The sequence below is a fragment of the Janthinobacterium sp. 344 genome, from assembly GCF_900112025.1.
Lineage (GTDB): Bacteria > Pseudomonadota > Gammaproteobacteria > Burkholderiales > Burkholderiaceae_D > Janthinobacterium.
The window spans coordinates 221,362-239,869 of the sequence record NZ_FOKL01000004.1; the positions used below are offsets into that span (position 1 = coordinate 221,362).

The window sequence follows — 18,508 nt, forward strand, 5'->3', positions numbered from 1 at the left end:
CCACTACTTCATACTGAAACAAGCGCCATGTCCACACAAACCAATTTATTTGACGATGCCCAGCCTGAGCCGATCGAGCCGGATGAACCGGTATTCGACGGCGAAGCGCTGACCCTGTCCACCTTTGCCGAGCGCGCCTACCTCGACTACGCCATTTCGGTGGTCAAGGGCCGCGCCCTGCCCGACGTCTGCGATGGCCAGAAGCCCGTGCAGCGCCGCATCCTGTATGCGATGAATGAGCTGGGTCTCAACTCCACGGCGAAGCCGCGCAAATCGGCGGCCGTGGTCGGCGACGTGCTGGGTAAATTGCACCCGCACGGCGACCAGTCCGTGTACGACGCGCTGGTGCGCATGGCGCAGGATTTCTCCTTGCGCTACCCGCTGATCGATGGCCAGGGCAACTTCGGCTCGCGCGACGGCGACGGCGCGGCGGCCATGCGCTACACGGAAGCGCGTCTGACGCCGATCGCCAAGCTGCTGATGGATGAAATCGGCATGGGCACGGTGGACTTCCAGCCCAATTACGACGGTTCGACGGAAGAACCGAAGCTGCTGCCGGCACGCCTGCCGATGGTGCTGCTGAACGGCGCCTCCGGCATCGCCGTGGGCCTGGCGACGGAAATCCCGTCGCACAACCTGACGGAAGTGGCCAAGGCGGCCGTCGCCATGATCCGCGATCCGAAAATCACGCACGCCGAACTGATGGCCATCATCCCCGGCCCCGACTTCCCCGGCGGCGGCCAGATCATCACGCCGCCTTCGCAGATCGCCGACATGTACGCAAGCGGCCGTGGCAGCATGAAAGTGCGCGCGCGCTGGAAGATCGAGGAACTGGCGCGCGGCCAGTGGCAAGCCGTCGTCACGGAACTGCCGCCCGGTACCTCGTCGCAAAAGGTGCTGGAGGAAATCGAGGAACTGACGAATCCGAAGATCAAGCTGGGCAAGAAAGCCTTGTCGCCGGAACAGGTGGCCCTGAAGGCGCTGATCCTCAATTCGCTCGATACCATCCGCGACGAATCGGGCCGCGCCGCGCCCGTGCGCCTGGTGTTCGAGCCGAAGTCGAAGAACCAGGACCAGACGGAATTCATGCTGATGCTGCTGGCGCACACGTCGCTGGAATCGTCGACCTCGATCAACCTGGTGATGATCGGCGGCGATGGCCGTCCGCGCCAGAAGGGCCTGGGCGACATCCTGCGCGAGTGGATCGATTTCCGCTTCGAGACCGTCACGCGCCGCACCGGCTACAAACTGGGCAAGGTCAAGGACCGCATCCATATCCTGGAAGGCCGCGAAGCGATCCTGCTCAATATCGACAAGGTGATCCAGATCATCCGCAATTCGGATGAACCGAAGGCGGCCCTGATCGAGGCGTTCAAGCTGTCCGAGCGCCAGGCCGACGATATCCTGGAAATCCGCCTGCGCCAGCTGGCACGCCTGGAAACGATCAAGATCCAGCAGGAACTGGCCGAGCTGCGCAAGGAAGAAAAGTCGCTGCAGGACCTGCTCGACAACCCCGGCTCGATGAAGCGCGCCATCATCCGCGAGATCGACGCGGACGCCAAGCAGTTCGGCGACGCGCGCCGTACCCTGATCGAGGAAGCGCAAAAGGCCGTGGCCGAGCAGAAGGTGGTCGACGAACCCGTCACCGTCATCATTTCGGAAAAAGGCTGGGTGCGCGCGCGCACCGGCATCGGCCACGATGCGGCGCAATTCACGTTCAAGGCGGGAGATTCCCTGCATGGCGCGTTCGAATGCCGCACGGTCGACACCCTGCTGGGCTTTGGCAACAACGGCAAGATCTATTCCGTTCCCGTCTCGGCGCTGCCCAACGCGCGCGGCGACGGCGTGCCGATCACCACCTTGTGCGACCTGAGCGGCGGCACGCCGGGCAATGCCGTGCGCATCCTGCATTACTTTGCGGGCAATGGCGCCACCAGCCTGCTGCTGGCGTCGAGCGCCGGCTACGGTTTCATCGCCAAGGCGGGCGACATGGTCAGCCGGCTGAAAGGCGGCAAGGCCTTCATCTCGCTGGACGAGGGCGACGTGCCGCTCGAACCGAAAGTCATCCCGGATGCAGCCAGCGCCGTGGCCTGCCTGACGGAAGGCGCGCGCCTGCTGGTGTTCGGCCTCGATGAAATGAAAACCCTGTCCAAGGGCGGCACGGGCGTGAAGCTGATCGACCTGGAAGGCAAGGACAAGCTGCTGGCCGTGCAGCCGATCACGCAGCGCGGCGTGGTGGTTTCCGGCATCGGCCGGGCATCGAAACCGCAGGATGCGTCGCTGGGCGCCACCGCGCTGGCCGACCACTTCGGCAAGCGCGCGCGCAAGGGCAAGCAGCTGGCGGCGAAATTGAAGCCTGTATCGATGGCGGCCATCGGCTGATGATGCGCTAAAAGTACGCTCGTAAAAAAAGACAGGCTTGCCTGTCTTTTTTTTTCGCCGGGCCGACATGGCGTGCTAGCGTTTGTCCTCCTGGCGCCGCGCCAGGCGCAGGATCTGCGGCGTCGCCTCGACGATTTCAATCACCTCGCGCGGCGCCGCCGGCGTGCCGGCCAGGGCATACCGGCCCATGCCCAGCGGCTGCAGTGGCGCGGCCGGCGCGGCGCGGGGGCGGTCGTCGGGGCCTGGCGCCATCGACGTCAGGGTGGCGCTGGCGCCCGCCATCGCGCCGTTGTCCGTGCCGAACTCCAGCACCTTGCGTCCCTTGCGGCTGGGTGGAAAGGCGAACGTGGCCGTGGGCCGGTACACCTCGATGCCATCCGCATCTTCCTCGAACGAGTGCGTCCAGCTGCCTTCAGGCAGCGCGCCTGTCATGTCGTGCATGGCCATCCCTCCCTCATCTTCCTCACCTTCCTCAGAAGCACGATACCACGCCGCCCAGGCTTTCATAGCCGGTGACGGAAGGCGACCAGGCCGTGCCGTTCCACGCCTTGTGGAACAGGGCGCCATTCGTGCCCGTGACAAAGACGTCGAGGCGGTTGGCCGCCCACGCCGTGGCGCGCGGACGCGAAGTGCAGATGCCGCCCAGGCTTTCAAAGCCCGTCACCGATGGCGTCCAGGCCGAGCCATTCCACGCCTTGTGGTACAAGGCGCTGTCCGTGCCGATGACGAAGACGTCGAGCCGGTTGGCGGCCCACGAGACGGCTTCCACCTCGCCCACGCAGATGCCGCCCAGGCGCTCGAAACCGTCGACGGACGGGCCCCACTTCGCCCCATCCCACCACTTGTGGTACAGCGCGCCGTCGGTGCCCGTCACAAACACGTCGAGACGGTTCGGCCCCCATGCCACCACTTTGGGCGACGAGGTGCAGATGCCGCCCAGCCGTTCATAGCCCGTCAGCGACGGTCCCCAGGCCGTGCCGTTCCACCATTTGTGGTACAGCGCATGGTCGGTACCGATGACGAAGACATCGAGCCGGTTCGGTCCCCACGCCACGGCTTCGGGCTGGCCCAGGCAAATGCCGCCCATGGCTTCATAGCCCGTCAAGGACGGCCCCCAGGCGGCGCCATTCCACCACTTGTGATACAGGGCGCGGTCCGTGCCGACGACAAACACGTCCAGCCGGTTCGGGCCCCAGGCCACGGCGCGCGGATCGCCCACGCACAGGCCGCCCATGGCTTCATAGCCCGTCAGCGAGGGGCCCCAGGCCGTGCCATTCCACCACTTGTGGAACAAGCCGCTGTCCGTGCCCGTGACGAACACATCGAGCCGGTTCGGCGCCCACGACACCACTTGCGGCGCGCTGGTACAGATGCCGCCCTGTCCCTCATAGCCGGTGACGGACGGCGCCCAGGCCGTGCCATTCCAGGCCTTGTGGTACAGCGCGCGGTCGGTGCCCAGCACGAATACGTCGAGGCGGTTGGCGCCCCAGGCCACCACGGGCGAAGAACTCTGGCGCGGCGTGGCACCACCGCCGCCGCCACCCGTGCCGATGCTGGCGCGCGGGCCATCGAGGCAAGCCTGCATGCGCGCCACCTGCCCCGTGGTGAACATGAACATGGCGGGATCGTCCACGTAATCCATGTAGTTCATGAACATGTCGCCATTCGGCCCGTTGCTGCAGGAAACGTGCGGGAACGATGGCGTGCCCGTATTCGGCCCGCCCTGGTTGGGCGTATCGGCCACGTTGTCCGTGCCCGAACAACCGGTGCCATCGTCGCCCCAGATATGGTTCAGGTTGAGCCAGTGCCCCACTTCGTGCGTGGCCGTGCGTCCCAGGTGGAACGGCGGCGCGGCCGTGCCGATGGTGCCGAAGGCCGATTGCAGGATCACCACGCCGTCGGTCGCGGCCGGGCCACCGGGAAACTGCGCGTAGCCGAGCAAGCCGCCACCCAGCTGGCAGACCCAGATATTCAGGTAGGTGTCGGCCGGCCAGGCATTCATGCCGCCCGTCGCCTGCGATTTGACGGCGTCGTCGGCGCCAAACGAGGTCACCGTCGTCTGCCGCCGCTCGATGCCGCTGCTGGCCGCGCCATTCGGATCGGTCGTGGCCAGCGCGAATTCCACGCGCGCATCGGCCGTCAGTGGCAGGAAGGGCGCCGGCGTGCTGCCCACATCGGCGTTCGTGCGCCGGTAATCGCGGTTGAGCACATCGATCTGGCTGGCGATCTGCGCATCCGAGATATTCTGCGCGGCCGTGTTCCACACCACGTGCACCACCACCGGTATCTGCGTCACGCCCGAGCGCCCGGCGATGCCGCCGTCGGCCTCGTACAGGCCGGCCAAGTTCTCGATCTCGTCGCGCACGCTCGCATAGGCGGGGTCTTCGCTCAGCAGGCGGCGATGCACGTCCATCGTCGCGCAGGTGCGCACTTGCGGCGTGCCGCCCCCCTGCCCGCCACCGCCAGCGCCGCCCATGCCGCCGCCACTGCCGCCACTTCCGCCACTTCCGCCGCGCTCGCCGTCGTGTTCCGTCCCCATGCCGCCGGCATGCGCGGGCATGTTACTGCTTCCCGCCATGCCCTGCGATGCCTGTTCCTGCGGCATGCCGCCGCCGGGCATGCCGCCTGCCGCCTCGCCGGCCGCCTGATCCGCGTACGACACGCCCGGACGCTGTCCGGGCATGGCATCGCCGCCATCCGTGGTACCGCCAACTGCCTGCATGTCGCCTTCAACCGGCATGGGCAGCATGGAAGACGTGGCGGGCATGCCCGCGGCGGAACCGGTGGCCGGTGTCTTTTTCGTTTTAGGGGTGCTCATGATGTCTCCTTCGTCGATTTGCCAAGTCACTATGGCATGGCGAAAAGAGGAGCATTTGCGCCAGATCAAAACTGGCAAGCGACACCCGTGAAAAGTGACCGACGAAAAAAAAGACAGCCGAAGCTGTCTTTTGGATTTGCGGGCCGCAGCCCGCAAACGTGGAATTACTTGGCGGCGGCGGCCTTGACTTCAGCGTCGGCCTTGGCCTTGGCTTCTTCGGTCTTGGTGGCGGCGATGGCTTTGTCGGCGTTCGCTTCCACTTTTTCCTTGGCGACCTTGGCGTTGGCGTTCACGGCAGCCTTGTGCGCTTTCGCATCGGCCTTGGCAGCGGTTTTATCCGCCTTGGCTTCCGCTTTCATTTTGTCTTCCGGATCGGCGTCGGCCACTTTGTCGTGAGCCTTGGCCTTGGTCTTGTTGGCCTTGTGCTGGGCGTCGGCTTTCTTGTCGTCGGCTTTCATTTCTGCCTTGGCGACATTGGCGTCAGCCTTGGCATCGACTTTGGCTTCCTTGTTGACAGCCTTGTTGACGTCTTTTTGCGCGGAAGCCTGGGCTTTCACGACGGCTTCCGTCGCTGGTGCGGTTTGAGCGAAAGCGGCGGTAGCAAACAGGGTGGCGATCAGGGCGGCGAGTAATTTGTTCATGATGTGACCTTTCAATATGGATTCGAGTTATTTTTACTAAAGGCGGGCAAAATGTTCCAAATTTGCCAGGCATCGCGCTGTTGTTGTCAGCAACGCGATGGCATGACTTCATAGTAAAGATAAAGTGGAAACCACACAGTGCGTTAGCGCACTCAACGGGAAATATGTGCAATTCGGCAAATTTCCCCGCGAGCGCCTCAGCGTGTCTGGCCCTCATGCACTCACGGCCAGCGCCGCGTGGCGGGCCGCCACCCACTCCTCGTTGGCCGGCTCCACCCCCACCACGATGCGGCTGGCGGCGCTGGAAATGCGGCTGGCGTTGCGCGCATTCGCCTCGCCGTCGAGCACGGGGCCGATGAAGCCCAGTTCGGCGCAGATGCGCTGGCGCAGCTCCGCGCTGTGCTCGCCGATACCGGCCGTAAATACCAGCATGTCCAGCCCGCCCAGCACGGCCGTCAGCGCGCCGATCTCGCGCACGATGCGGCGGATATATAACGCCAGCGCGGCGCGGATGCGCTCACCCGTCGCATCCTGCCGGTCCTGCTGCGCCAGCAGGATGGGCGGATCGGCCGACACGCCCGAGACGCCCAGCAAGCCCGACTCGTGGTACAGCACGTGCGCCACTTTTTCCAGCGACAGCTTTTCGATTTCCATCAGGTAGATGACGGCGCCCGGGTCGAGCGAACCGCAGCGCGTGCCCATCATCAGGCCGTCGAGCGCGGAAAAGCCCATGGTGGTGGCCACGCTGTGCAGGTTCTCCATGGCGCACAGGCTGGCGCCGCTGCCCAGGTGGGCGACGATGACCTTGCCGCGCGCCACGGCGCCGAAGCGCCGCTCCAGCACCAGCGACTGGTATTCATACGACAGGCCGTGGAAGCCATAGCGGCGCAAGCCCCGCTCCCACGCATCGTACGGCAGGGCCAGCATCTGCTCGACCTGCGGCACCGTGTGATGGAAGGCCGTGTCGAAGCAGGCCACCTGGGCGATATCGGGACGCGATTCCAGCAGCACCTCGATCGCCTCCAGCGCGAACGGCTGATGCAGCGGCGCCAGCGGCACGAAGCTTTTCAGGTCCGCCAATACGCTGAAATCGATGCGCACGGGGGCGAAATACTTGCTGCCGCCATGCACCACGCGGTGCGCCACGGCGCGCAGCGGACGGCCCGCCAGGCGTTCCACGACTTTCTCGCGGATGTGCGCCAGGGCCGCATGGTGCGGCTGCGCGGGGTCCAGCGGCAAGGCCTCTGCCGGCTGGCCGCCGGCGCGGTAGCTGGCGCTTTCGCGGCCGATGCCTTCGACCTTGCCGCTCCATTCGGCCTGCTGCGGCAGCACGCCGCCGGCCTGCTCGAACAGGGCGAACTTGATGCTGGAGGAACCGCAATTGAGCACCAGGATCAGGCTGCCATCGGCAAGTTGGACGGCGGCGTTCATGGCGGCGTGCTCCGGTAATGGTTGGCCAGCATCACGGCGATGGCGCACGAGGCGATGCGGCTGGCGCGCGAATCGGCGCGGCTGGTGAGGATGACGGGCACCTTCGCGCCCAGCACGATGCCGGCGCTGTCCGCGTCGCCCATGTATTCGAGCTGCTTGGCCAGCATATTGCCGCTTTCCAGGTCCGGCACCAGCAAAATGTCGGCGCGCCCCGCCACCTCGGAGACGATGCCCTTGACGGTGGCGGCGGCGATCGACACGGCATTATCAAAAGCCAGCGGGCCATCGAGGATGGCGCCCGTGATCTGGCCCCGGTCGGCCATCTTGCACAGCGCGGCCGCGTCCAGGGTCGCCGGCATGTCGGCATTCACCGTTTCCACGGCGGCCAGGATGGCCACGCGCGGCTGGGCCACGCCGATCACGTGCGCCAGGTCGATGGCGTTGCGCACGATGTCGGCCTTCATGGCCAGGTTCGGCGCGATATTGATGGCGGCGTCCGTGATGATGAACGGACGCGGATACGCGGGTGTCTGCATCAGGAAGCAGTGGCTGATGCGGCGCTTGGTGCGCAGGCCGGCGCTGGCGGCCAGCACGGCCGACATCAGTTCATCCGTGTGCAGGCTGCCTTTCATCAAGGCCTCCACTTCGCCCTGGCCCGCCAGTTCGGCGCCGCGCGCGGCCGCCGCATGGCTATGCTCGACGTCCTCGATGGCGATGCCATCCAGGCTCAGGCCCGCTTCGGCCGCCACGGCTTCCAGGCGCGCGCGCGGCGCCACCAGCACGGGAATGATCAGGCCAGCCGCATAGGCGTCGAGCGCGCCCGACAGGCTCAGTTCATCGCAAGGGTGGACCACGGCCACCTTGATGGGACCCAAGGTGCGCGCATGCTCCAGCAGGCGGCGCGTGCCGTCGCCGTTATGCAGGCGCACTTCGGGCAGGGTGGCGCGCTGGCGTTCGATCTGCTCGGCCGGCGCGATCACCTGCGCCTCGCCGTCCAGCACCACGGCGCCATGCTGGTTGACGCAGCGGCAGGCCAGGGTCACGTGGCGGCTGCGCGGCTCCAGCGCCGTCACGGTGACGCTGATGGCCAGGGTATCGCCCACGCGCACGGGCTGCAGGAAGCGCAGGGTCTGGCCCGTGTAAACGGTGCCCGCGCCGGGCAGGCGCGTGCCCAGCACGGCGGAAATCAGGGCCGCGCCCCACATGCCATGCGCGATCACGCCCTGGTAGCGGCTGGAGGCGGCAAATTCCGCATCCAGGTGCTGCGGATTGTCGTCGCCCGACATCACCGCGAACAGGGCGATATCGTCCATGCTCAGGGTGCGCGTGATGCTGGCGGTATCGCCGATGGCGATCTGCTCGAAGGTGCGGTTGCGCACGATATTCAAATCATCGTCTTGGGTGGTGGTCATCTTGGCCTTCTAGGCAGTGGTTATGTTCTTGGCGGATGTGGCTGTGGGCTTCGCCGTCGCGACAGGTTCACGCTGCGCTTCTGCCACGGCGGGCGGCTGCACCTTGTCCTGCGTTTTGGCTTGCGCCCTGGCGGCGCGCTCGAAGACGCCCTGCATCTGCTGCAGGCTCGCTTCCTCGTCCGGCGTCGGCGCTTCGGGCACTTGCAGCACTTGCTGCAGCCAGTCGGCCAGCGCATGGATCGATTCCGGATCGGCGCGCGACAGCAAGGTCGGCAAGGCGGCGACGGCGGCGTCGAAATCATGCATCATCAGGCGCGCCTGCTGGCGCACGATGTGGCGGAATTCCTCCATGCTGACATCCTGCCGGTACTGCGGCTTGATCAATTTGAGCGCCAGGTTGACCCGGCGCTCATCGGCGATCATGCGGAAGCGGTAGATATAGAACAGCGCGCGCACGGCCGCTTCCACCAGGCCGCCCCTTTCCATGTCTTCGTCCATCTTGCGCGTTTCGCAGCGCACGTATTCGCAATGCTCGGGCGAGATGCCAGGATGCGGGCGCGGCGGCTTGGCGTCGCCGGGGCTTTGCCCCGTCAGGGCCTGCACCAGCGGCGAGCCGTACACCATGTCGAAGGTGGCTTCCTGCACGCTGTCGCGCCAGTCGCGCCAGCTGTTCAGGCCCGCCGTGATGGCGCCGGACACCGCCTCCTGCATGGCCAGCAAAGGATTATCTGGCGCCACCGGCTGGCGCTGGGCGCGCACTTTTTCCGCCTCTTTCGCCACCAGCCTGGCCAGCGGATTATGGTCGGTCCAGCGCTCGTACGACACGCGCAGCGGATGCGACAGCTGCAGCAAGCGCGCCGTCTGCGGCGTCACCATGGCGCGCACCCACGGCTGCGCGAAGGTGCGGTACAGCGCCAGGTTCACTTCGGAGACGCGCGCGGCGGCGGCGAACTTGCGGTCGTTTTCCACGCTCGGCTGCACGATGGCGCGCACGTCCTCGATGCCGCGGCGCTCCACCTGCAGCACATAGTCGCCGCTGGCCAGGTCGGCGTTCGGCGTGTCGGGCGTCTTGTCGACGATCAGCGCCTGGTAGATACCGGCCGGCAGCAGGTTGATCAGGTCGATATTGCTGGCGAATTTCTGGTGTTCCTTGCGCCCCACCTTGGCCGAAACGAAGATGCCCAGGTGGCCGATGCTGTCATGCACGGCATACACGATGGTCTGGTCGTGCATCAGCACATCGTTGTCGTCGCGGTACAGGTCCGTGATCCAGCCCAGCGCCTGCGGCGGCGGCGTGATGTTGTCGCCGTTCGAGCAGAACACGACGATGGGCGAGCGGATATTGCGCAAGTCCAGGCGCACGCCGTCGGAGGTGATCAGTTCGGCCGTGGCGAGGCGGTTGCCGATGAACAGGTTGTCGACGATGTACTGCATCTCGACGTCGTTCAGGAAGACGTGGCCGCCCCAGTATTTTTCAAATTCCAGGTAGCGCGGCGCTTCCGTGTCGATGTTCGCGTACAGGTTGTACTGCTTGCTCCACAGGGTGTTGGCCGGGTTCAGGTTCTCGAAATTCTGCACCAGGCTGGCGCCGTCGAAACGGCCGTTGCCCAGGTCGCCCGCCAGCGCCGTCGCCCAGCTGCCGCCCATCAGGCCGCCCGAATAGCGCATCGGATTGCGGCCATGCCAGCCGGCCCAGTAGGACACGGGCGCGCCGGCGACGATGATGGGGCCGAACAGGTCCGGGCGCATGGCGGCCGTCATGAGGATTTGCCAGCCGGCCTGGCAATTGCCGATGACGACAGGCTTGCCTTCGCTGTGCGGATGCAGGGCGATGACCTTTTCCAGGAAGGCCGCCTCCGCATGCATCACGTCCTCCACCGTCTGCCCGGGCACGGGGTCGGGCAGGAAGCCGATGAAATAGCACGGGTGGCCGGCGCGCAGGGCCACGCCGATCTCGCTTTCCGCCTTGAAGCCGCCGATGCCGGGGCCGTGGCCGGCGCGCGGATCGACGACGACGAACGGCCGCCTGGTCGGATCGGGTTCCGGCGCGTCGGGCGTCAGGATGCGCGCCAGGCCGTAGTTGACGGGACGCGCCAGCTCCAGGCCGGACATCACCAGTTCGGCGGGAAAATCGAGCACGTTCGGCACTTCCTCGGCCAGGTGCTCCTGGTACTGGTTGCCGCGGCGGCGCATCACGTCCGCGTACAGCACGATGCGCTGCCAGGAGTCGCGCGCATAGTCGCCCAGCATGCCCAGCGGCGGCAGGCCGCCGGTGGAGAAAAATGGTGCAGCTTCGGTTGTCATGGCTATCCTTTTCATGCGTACAAGCGCCGGACCATTCCGGCGCGGGGTCTACGCCATCTGGCTGATGGTCTTGCGAAAACGGGCAAGGGCAAACGTGAACAGGGCCGTGCCGATCGCCAGCAGGGCCAGGAAGGGCTTCCACACCACGTCGATACCGGCACCGCGGTAGAGAATCGCCTGGCTCAATTCGACGAAGTGCGTGGTGGGCGCGATCAGCATGATGTTCTGCACCAGCTGCGGCATGCTTTCGCGCGGCGTGCTGCCGCCCGAGAGCATCTGCAGCGGCAGCAGCACGAGGATCAAGAGCATGCCGAACTGCGGCATGCTGCGCGCCACGGTGGCGAGAAAAATGCCCATCGAGGTGGTGGCAAACAGGTGCAGCGCCGCGCCGCACAGGAACAGGGCGATGGAACCCTCGATGGGCACATGCAGCATGCCGCGCACCACCAGATTCAGCGACAGCGCGGCGGCCAGCAGCACCACCAGGCCCATCGACCAGACCTTGCCCAGCATGATTTCGGCCGGCGTCACGGGCATCACCAGCAGATGCTCGATGGTGCCGTGTTCGCGCTCGCGGATCAGGGCCGCCCCCGTCAGGATGATCGACAGCATCGTCACCTGGTTGATGATTTCCATCAGCGAGCCAAACCAGGCCTGGCTCAGCGAAGGATTGAAGCGCGCGCGCATCACCAGTTCCACCGGCGAAGCCGTCGCGCCCCGGTAGCGCTTGGCGAATTCGGAGATTTCGCCGGCGACGATCTGCTGGATGTAGCCGCTGCCGCTGAAGGCCTGGCTCATGCGCGTGGCGTCCACGTTCAGCTGCAGCTCCGCCTGGCGCCCGCCCAGCACGTCGGCCTGCAGCTTGGGCGGGATCGTCAGCACGAAGGTGTACTGGCCCGCGTCGAGGCCCGCGTCGACCTGGCTCTGGTTGATCATGGCCGGCGGCGTGAACTGCGGCGGGAAGAAGGCCGAGGCGATGCCCCCGGACAGGGGCGAGCCATCCTCGTCGACGATGGCGATCGAGGCCATGTGCAGGGTTTCCGGCTTGGCCGTGGCGGCCACGTAGATGGCCAACGTGAAGGTGTAGAGGATCAGGATCAGCATCATCGGGTCGCGGATCAGGCTCCAGATTTCCTTCACGCCCAGGCGGTAGATGTTTTCAAGGTGTCGCAAATCAGCTCTCCTGTTTCTTCAGCAGCGCCACCGTCACGCCGAGGATCACGGGAATGGCGATGAGCAAGGGCCAGAACGAGGCGTGCAGGTCGCCGAAGCCCAGCGCCTTGTTGAACACGCCGCGGCTGATGTTGAGCATGTGCGTGGCCGGGTACATCAGGCCGATGGCCTTGCCCACGCCCTCCATCGACGAGACGGGATTGAGCAGGCCGGAAAACTGGATGGCCGGGATCATGGTGCCGATCATGGTCACGAACAGGGCCGCGATCTGGCTGCGCGTAAACGTCGAGGCGAACAGGCCGATGCCGGTGGCGCAGATATTGAAGATGAAGGTGGCGCCGATCAGGGTCGGCAGGCTGCCCTTGATCGGCACGCCGAAGGCGGTGACGGCCAGCAGGGCCATGAGGATGAAATTAAACATGGCCAGCACGACGTACGGCACCTGCTTGCCGAGCAAGAATTCCAGGCGCGTGACGGGCGTCACGTACAGGTTGATGATGGAGCCCAGTTCCTTTTCGCGCACCACGGACAGCGCCGCCAGCATGGCCGGCAGCATCAGCAGCAACAAGGGGATCACGGCCGGCACCATGGCCGGCAAGCTTTTCACGTCCGGGTTGTAGCGGTAGCGCGTCTCGATGGCGACGGGGTTGCTCATCGTGATGCCGTAGCGGTGCAGCGCCTGGTCGGCCAGCCACAGCTGGTGCATGCCCTGCACGTAGCCTTGCACGGTTTCCGCGCGCATCGGCATGGCGCCATCGATCCACGCGCCCACCTGGGCCGGCGCGCCGCGCTGCACGTCGCGCGCGAAGCCGGGCGGGATCTCGATGGCCAGCGACAGCTCGCCGCTGCGCATGCGCTTGTCGATATCGGCATAGTCGCGCAGGGGCGGGCGCTCGATGAAGTAGCGCGAGCCGGCCAGGTTGTTCGCGTAATTCTGGCTCAGGGTCGTCTGGTCGTGGTCGAGCACCGCGTACGTCAAGTCTTCGACGTCCAGGCTGATGCCGAAGCCGATGACGAACAGCAGCAGCACGGAGCCGCCCAGCGCCAGCGTCAGGCGCACGGGATCGCGCCGCAGTTCCAGCGTTTCGCGCCACATGTAGCTGAGCATGCGGCCCAGGCTGAAGCGGCTGCGATGATGCGCGGGCGCGGCTTTGGCCGCCTCGGCGGCAGGCGTGGCCAGCGCGCTTTGCGCCTCGGGCGGCGTGGCGCCGCCCGCCTCCTCCAGGTAGGAAATGAAGGCGTCTTCCAGCGTGGCGCTGCCGCGTTTTTTCACCAGCTCGGCCGGCGCGTCGCTGACCAGCACTTTACCCGCATGCATCAGCGAGATGCGGTCGCAGCGCTCGGCCTCGTTCATGAAGTGGGTGGAAATGAAAATGGTGACGTGGTCGCGCCGCGCCAGCTCGATCATCAGGCGCCAGAAATTGTCGCGCGCGATGGGGTCGACGCCGGACGTCGGCTCGTCGAGGATCAGCATTTCCGGCTTGTGCACCATGGCCACGGCCAGCGACAGGCGCTGGCGGATGCCCAGCGGCAGGCTGTCGGGCAAGTCGTCCATCACGGCGCGCAAATCAAAACGCTGCGCCATCTCGTCGACCCGTGCGGGGATCTCGCCTGCCGGCACGTGGAACAGGCGCGCGTGCAGCACCAGGTTCTGGCGCACCGTCAGTTCGCTGTACAGCGAAAAGGCCTGCGACATGTAGCCGACCCTGCGGCGCGTGTCGATATCGTTGGAATCGACCTCCTTGCCGAACAGCCAGGCCTTGCCCTCGGTGGCCGGCAGCAGGCCCGTGAGCATCTTCATGGTGGTCGACTTGCCGCAGCCGTTCGAACCGAGAAAACCGAAGATCTCGCCGCGGCCGATGCGGAAATTCACATGGTCGACGGCCGTGAAATCGCCGAAGCGCATGGTCAGGTCCTTGGCCTCGATGGCCACGTCCTGCGCGCTGGCCGCGTCCAGCGGCGTGATGATCACGGGCTGGTGGCCCGCGCGCTTGGCCTCGGGCAGCAGCTTGATGAAGGCCGCTTCCAGGTTGCCGCTGTCGGTGCGCGCCAGCAGTTCGGCCGGCGTGCCCGTGTCGAGTACCTTGCCGTCGTCCATGGCGACCAACCAGTCGAAGCGCTGCGCCTCGTCCATGTAGGCGGTGGCCACCATCACGCTCATTTGCGGGCGCTGCACGCGAATGCCGGCGATCAGGTCCCAGAACTGCGCGCGCGCCAGCGGATCGACGCCGGTGGTCGGCTCGTCGAGAATGAGCAGGTCGGGATCGTGGATCAGGGCGCAGCACAGGCCCAGTTTCTGCTTCATGCCGCCCGACAGCTTGCCCGCCGGGCGCGCCAGGAAGGGGTGCAAGCCGGTGCTCAGGGTTAATTGATCGATGCGGCGCCGGCGTTCGGCCGCGTCGTGGCCGAACAGGCGCGCGAAAAACTGCAGGTTTTCCTCGACCGACAGGGTCGGATACAGATTCTTGCCCAGGCCCTGCGGCATGTAGGCGATGCGCGGACAGACATCGTCGCGGTGGCGCGCGTCCTGCATGTCGCCACCCAGCGCCATGACCGTGCCCTGCTGCACGGCGCGCGCGCCGGCCACCAGCGACAGCAGGCTCGATTTGCCCACGCCATCGGGACCGATCAAGCCCACCATGCGCCCGGCCGGCACGTCCAGGTCGATGGCGTCGAGCGCCACCGTCTTGCCGTAATGCTGGCTGACGCCCTTGATGCTGACAACAAAGGAAGTGGCCGGTGCACTCACTGCGGAACCTTCGCCGTCAGTTCAGCGGGCCATGCCTGCTTGGCATCGAGGCGCACCCAGGCCACGCCGGGCAAGCCCACCTTGACCAGTGCCAGGTGCTTTTGCAGCAGCTCGCGGCTGATCTGCGCCTTCACGCGGAACATCAGTTTCTGCCGTTCGCTGGCCGTTTCCACCGTCTTCGGCGTGAACTGCGCGCTGGCGGCGACAAACGAGATCGTCGCCGGGATCACGTAATTGGGCGCCGCGTCGAGGATGATGCGCACTTCGCCGCCCAGGGCCACCTTGCCGGCCGCCGTTTCTGGCAGGAAGAAAGTCATGTAGACATCGGACAGGTCGACCAGGTTGAGCACCTTGCCGCCGCCGGCCAGCACCTCGCCCTGCTGCGCCACCAGGTATTGCACGCGGCCGTCGCGCGGCGCCGCCAGCTGGCCGTCGGCCAGGTCGGCATCGATGCGCGCCGTGGTCGCCTCGGCGGCCACGACGGCGGAACGCGAACCGACCACCTGCGCTTTTGCCGCGTCGATGGCCGCCTGCGCCGCCGTCACTTGCGCCTTGGCCGCGTTCAGGGCCGCCGCCACGCTGCGCACGCGGGCGCGGTCGTCGTCGAGTTCCTGCACCGAGGAAGCGCCCTCTTTCGCCAGGGTTTCGGAGCGCGCCAGGCGGCGCCTGGCCGCATCGAGTTCGCTTTCGCGCTGCGCCACCATGGCCAGCGCGGCCGCCTTGTCGCTTTCGCGCACGGCCACCTGCGCCTGCGCGCCCACCACCGCATCGGACGCCTGCTGCTGGCGCGCCCGCGCCTCGTCGCGCTGCGCCGTCAAGGAGTCGACCTGCATGGTGGCCAGCGGCTGGCCCGCCTTGACGAAGTCGCCCTCGCGCACGAGGATCTCCTTGACCCGGCCGGCCAGCTTGGTGGCGACGTCGATCTCGGTCGCTTCGATGCGGCCATTGCCGCTGACGAAACCGTCGCCGGGGCCCGTGGGACGCATTTTTTGCCAGGCCACATAGCCCAGCACGAGAACGGCCACGACCAGCGCGGCGGGGATGATTTTTTTCTTCAGTTGAACATTCATGGTATCGGCGATCGCAATTAATTGGTGAACGAGGCGGCTGCAGGGGCGCCGCCGCCCAGGGCGGCGTACAGGCTGACCTGGCTGGACAGCAGCGCGCGGCGCGTCTGCACCAGCTGCTGTTCCACCGTCAGCAAGTCGCGCTGGGCGTCGAGCACTTCCAGGTAGGGCGCGGCGCCATTGTCATAGCGCAGCTTGGCCAGGCGCGCGCGCTCGCTCTGCGCCGCCAGCGTGGTCTTGCCGATGTCGACCTGCAGCGCCAGCCAGCGCCGGTTCGACAGCGCATCGGCCACTTCGCGGAAGGCGCCCTGCACGCTTTTTTCGTAAGTCGCCACGGCCACGTCGCGGCGCACTTCGGCCAGGTCCAGGTTGGCGCGGATGCGGCCCGCGTCAAAAATCGGCAGCACCAGGCGCGGCGCGAAATTCCAGGCGCCGCTGCCCGAGTCGAACAGGCCGCTCAATTCCGCGCTGGCCGTGCCATAGGCGGCCGTCAGTGAAATGGTAGGAAAAAAGGCGGCGCGCGCGGCGCCGATATTCGCCTGCGCGGCGCGCAGCTGGTGCTCGGCCGCCACCAGGTCGGGCCGCTGCACGAGCAAAGCCGAGGGCAGGCCCGCATGCAGCGGCTGCAGCACGCTGGCGTCGTCGAAGCGGCGCGTGTCGGGCGCCAGGTCGACGGGGCCGCCCACCAGCTGCGCCAGCGCATGCGCCTGCACGGCGCGCGCCTGTTCCAGCTGGGCCGACAGGGACAGGGCCTGGCTGAGCAGGGTTTCCACCTGCGTCAGGTCCAGCTTGGAAATGGATCCCACCTCAAAGCGGCGCGTGAAGATGCGCAGCGATTCGGCGCGGCTGTCGACCGTGGCGCGCGCCAGCGCCACGCGCTCATCGAGTTCGCGCAAGCCCAGATAGCCATTCGCCACCTGCGCCACCAGGGCCACGCCGACGGCGCGGCGCGCCTCGTCGCTGGCCAGCAGGGTTTGCAGCGCGCTGTCCTTCAGGCTGCGCACGCGGCCCCAGAAATCGAGCTCCCAGGCGCTCACGTTCAGGCCCACCTGGTATTGCGCGCCCGTCATGGGACGGCCCGTCAGGCTCAAATCGCCAGGCACGCGCGTGCGGCTGCCTTCCGCGCCCAGGGCCACGGTGGGAAACTGCTCCGCGCGCTGGATGCCATACGCGGCGCGTGCCTCTTCCACGCGCAGGGCGGCGATGCGGATGTCGCGGTTGCTGGCCAGCGCCTGCGCGATCATGGCCTGCAGGCGCGCGTCGGCAAAATAGGCTTGCCAGGCGATGTCAGGCGCCGGCGCGCCGGCGCGATCGCTTTCCGGATACTGCGCCGCCACGGGCAGCGGCGGTGGCGCGTACGGCGGTGCCATCGAGGCGCAGCCGGCCAGCAGCATGCCGGCGGCCAGAGCGGCCATCCGGGCCCGCGGGGATAGAACGGGAACAGCCATGGTCATCATCTTCCAGTCAGTTCAGAATGTTGTAGCCGCCATCGACATACAGGGTGCCGCCCGTGATGGCGCGCGCGCCGTCGCCGGCGAGGAAGGCGCATAACGCGCCCACGTCCTCGATGGTGGCCAGGCGCCGCAGGGGCGAGCGTGCGATGGCGTCGGCCATCAGGCGGTCGAAATGGGCAATGCCGGACGCGGCCCGCGTTTCCAGTGGCCCCGGCGAGATGGCGTTGACGCGGATGCCGGCAGGTCCCAGTTCGGCCGCCAGGTAGCGCACCGATGACTCCAGCGCCGCCTTCACGGGCCCCATCAGGCCATAGTCGGCGATGACTTCCTCGGCGCCCAGGTAACTCATGGTCATCAAGCTGCCGCCATGCGGCATCAGGGGTTCGGCCAGCCTGGCCATGCGCATGAAGGAGTGGCAGGAAATGTCCATCGCCTGCGCGAAACCATCGGCGGAACTGTCCGTGACCCTGCCGTGCAGATCCTGCTTCGGCGCGTAGGCAATGGAATGCACGACGAAATCGATGCTGCCCCACTGCCGCTCGATCTGCGCGAACACGGCGTCGAGCTGGCCCGGCACGGAAACGTCGAGCGGCGCCATGATGGCCGCCTGCACCTGCAGGGCCAGCGGCTCCACGTGCGGGCGCGCCTTGTCATTGAGCCAGGTGACGGCCAGTTCGGCGCCAGCCGCGCGCAAGGCGCTGGCGCAGCCCCAGGCGATGCTTTGCGCGTTGGCGATGCCCACCACCAGTCCGCGCTTGCCCTGCAAGGGCGCCGTCATGCTTTATGCGGCAGCAGGGCGGGCCACGGCGTGGCGGCGTTCACGCACTGCACCGCGCCGGCGCACATGGAGGCGGCGCAGGTGGCGAGGGTGACGCCGCCGGCGCGCGCATACGGCAGCACGATGGGAGTGTCGGGATGGAGGGTGCTGCATGCGTCAGGCGCGGGGATCTGCATCTTCATGAATCTGGCTTCCGTCACTGAAAATTCGAGGCCAGTATCAGGCCAGGGGAAGTGGACTGGTACCGGGCGAAATTACTCTACAGCATTTAGACGCGTGATTTACGAAGAGTCCCATCC

At 66.7% G+C, this 18,508-nt stretch carries 13 protein-coding genes; 1 reads left to right on the forward strand and 12 read right to left on the reverse strand.

Features of this window, described 5'->3' with window-relative positions; translation table 11 throughout:
* Positions 1–27 precede the first annotated feature (27 nt).
* Positions 28–2,382 carry a DNA topoisomerase IV subunit A gene (parC, locus tag BM193_RS13325; protein ID WP_092796466.1) on the forward strand — a complete coding sequence of 785 codons (2,355 nt, stop codon included), beginning with the start codon at positions 28–30 and terminating at the stop codon, positions 2,380–2,382.
* A 75-nt stretch (positions 2,383–2,457) separates the two neighbouring features.
* On the opposite strand, the gene BM193_RS13330 is transcribed toward parC, so the two are convergent.
* The 12 genes from BM193_RS13330 to BM193_RS13385 all read right to left on the reverse strand — a co-directional run bounded on the left by BM193_RS13330 (position 2,458) and on the right by BM193_RS13385 (position 18,391).
* Positions 2,458–2,823 (reverse strand): hypothetical protein, encoded by a 366-nt coding sequence (locus BM193_RS13330; RefSeq protein ID WP_139176043.1) that lies wholly within the window; start codon positions 2,821–2,823, stop codon positions 2,458–2,460.
* A gap of 31 nt (positions 2,824–2,854) precedes the next feature.
* Positions 2,855–5,200: a DUF8189 domain-containing protein gene (locus BM193_RS13335; protein WP_302847635.1), complete on the reverse strand. Its 2,346-nt coding sequence runs from the start codon at positions 5,198–5,200 to the stop codon at positions 2,855–2,857.
* Positions 5,201–5,364: 164 nt separating this feature from the next.
* Positions 5,365–5,841 (reverse strand): hypothetical protein, encoded by a 477-nt coding sequence (locus BM193_RS13340; protein ID WP_092796470.1) that lies wholly within the window; start codon positions 5,839–5,841, stop codon positions 5,365–5,367.
* 213 nt (positions 5,842–6,054) lie between these two features.
* Positions 6,055–7,272 (reverse strand): acetate/propionate family kinase, encoded by a 1,218-nt coding sequence (locus BM193_RS13345; protein WP_092796472.1) that lies wholly within the window; start codon positions 7,270–7,272, stop codon positions 6,055–6,057.
* Entirely contained in the window at positions 7,269–8,684 is a 1,416-nt protein-coding gene (locus BM193_RS13350) for a bifunctional enoyl-CoA hydratase/phosphate acetyltransferase (RefSeq protein ID WP_092796474.1), read from the reverse strand. The genes BM193_RS13345 and BM193_RS13350 overlap by 4 nt, the downstream gene beginning before the upstream one ends.
* A gap of 9 nt (positions 8,685–8,693) precedes the next feature.
* Positions 8,694–10,934: a DUF3141 domain-containing protein gene (locus BM193_RS13355; protein WP_254786162.1), complete on the reverse strand. Its 2,241-nt coding sequence runs from the start codon at positions 10,932–10,934 to the stop codon at positions 8,694–8,696.
* Positions 10,935–11,036: 102 nt separating this feature from the next.
* Positions 11,037–12,161: an ABC transporter permease gene (locus BM193_RS13360; RefSeq protein ID WP_092796478.1), complete on the reverse strand. Its 1,125-nt coding sequence runs from the start codon at positions 12,159–12,161 to the stop codon at positions 11,037–11,039.
* 1 nt (position 12,162) lies between these two features.
* Positions 12,163–14,910, reverse strand: coding sequence for a ribosome-associated ATPase/putative transporter RbbA (rbbA, locus tag BM193_RS13365; RefSeq protein ID WP_092796480.1), 2,748 nt, complete (start codon positions 14,908–14,910; stop codon positions 12,163–12,165).
* Positions 14,907–15,980 (reverse strand): HlyD family secretion protein, encoded by a 1,074-nt coding sequence (locus tag BM193_RS13370; protein WP_092796482.1) that lies wholly within the window; start codon positions 15,978–15,980, stop codon positions 14,907–14,909. Before BM193_RS13370 ends, rbbA begins: the two co-directional genes overlap by 4 nt.
* A gap of 17 nt (positions 15,981–15,997) precedes the next feature.
* Positions 15,998–17,431, reverse strand: a complete 1,434-nt coding sequence (locus tag BM193_RS13375; protein WP_092796484.1) for an efflux transporter outer membrane subunit — start codon at positions 17,429–17,431, stop codon at positions 15,998–16,000.
* Between the two features lie 10 nt (positions 17,432–17,441).
* Entirely contained in the window at positions 17,442–18,209 is a 768-nt protein-coding gene (gene fabI / locus BM193_RS13380; RefSeq protein WP_092796486.1) for an enoyl-ACP reductase FabI, read from the reverse strand.
* Positions 18,206–18,391 carry a hypothetical protein gene (locus tag BM193_RS13385; RefSeq protein ID WP_092796488.1) on the reverse strand — a complete coding sequence of 62 codons (186 nt, stop codon included), beginning with the start codon at positions 18,389–18,391 and terminating at the stop codon, positions 18,206–18,208. The genes fabI and BM193_RS13385 overlap by 4 nt, the downstream gene beginning before the upstream one ends.
* Between the last annotated feature and the right edge of the window lie 117 nt (positions 18,392–18,508).

Excerpts from the sequence above, each read along its gene's own strand:
- BM193_RS13355 (WP_254786162.1), bottom strand. The coding sequence starts at position 10,934 with ATGCTGGGCGACTATGCGCGCGACTCCTGGCAGCGCATCGTGCTGTAC.
- BM193_RS13370 (WP_092796482.1), bottom strand. The coding sequence starts at position 15,980 with ATGAATGTTCAACTGAAGAAAAAAATCATCCCCGCCGCGCTGGTCGTG.
- BM193_RS13340 (WP_092796470.1), bottom strand. The coding sequence starts at position 5,841 with ATGAACAAATTACTCGCCGCCCTGATCGCCACCCTGTTTGCTACCGCC.
- parC (WP_092796466.1), top strand. The coding sequence starts at position 28 with ATGTCCACACAAACCAATTTATTTGACGATGCCCAGCCTGAGCCGATC.
- fabI (WP_092796486.1), bottom strand. The coding sequence starts at position 18,209 with ATGACGGCGCCCTTGCAGGGCAAGCGCGGACTGGTGGTGGGCATCGCC.
- BM193_RS13375 (WP_092796484.1), bottom strand. The coding sequence starts at position 17,431 with ATGACCATGGCTGTTCCCGTTCTATCCCCGCGGGCCCGGATGGCCGCT.
- BM193_RS13350 (WP_092796474.1), bottom strand. The coding sequence starts at position 8,684 with ATGACCACCACCCAAGACGATGATTTGAATATCGTGCGCAACCGCACC.
- BM193_RS13335 (WP_302847635.1), bottom strand. The coding sequence starts at position 5,200 with ATGAGCACCCCTAAAACGAAAAAGACACCGGCCACCGGTTCCGCCGCG.
- BM193_RS13345 (WP_092796472.1), bottom strand. The coding sequence starts at position 7,272 with ATGAACGCCGCCGTCCAACTTGCCGATGGCAGCCTGATCCTGGTGCTC.
- BM193_RS13330 (WP_139176043.1), bottom strand. The coding sequence starts at position 2,823 with ATGCACGACATGACAGGCGCGCTGCCTGAAGGCAGCTGGACGCACTCG.
- BM193_RS13385 (WP_092796488.1), bottom strand. The coding sequence starts at position 18,391 with ATGAAGATGCAGATCCCCGCGCCTGACGCATGCAGCACCCTCCATCCC.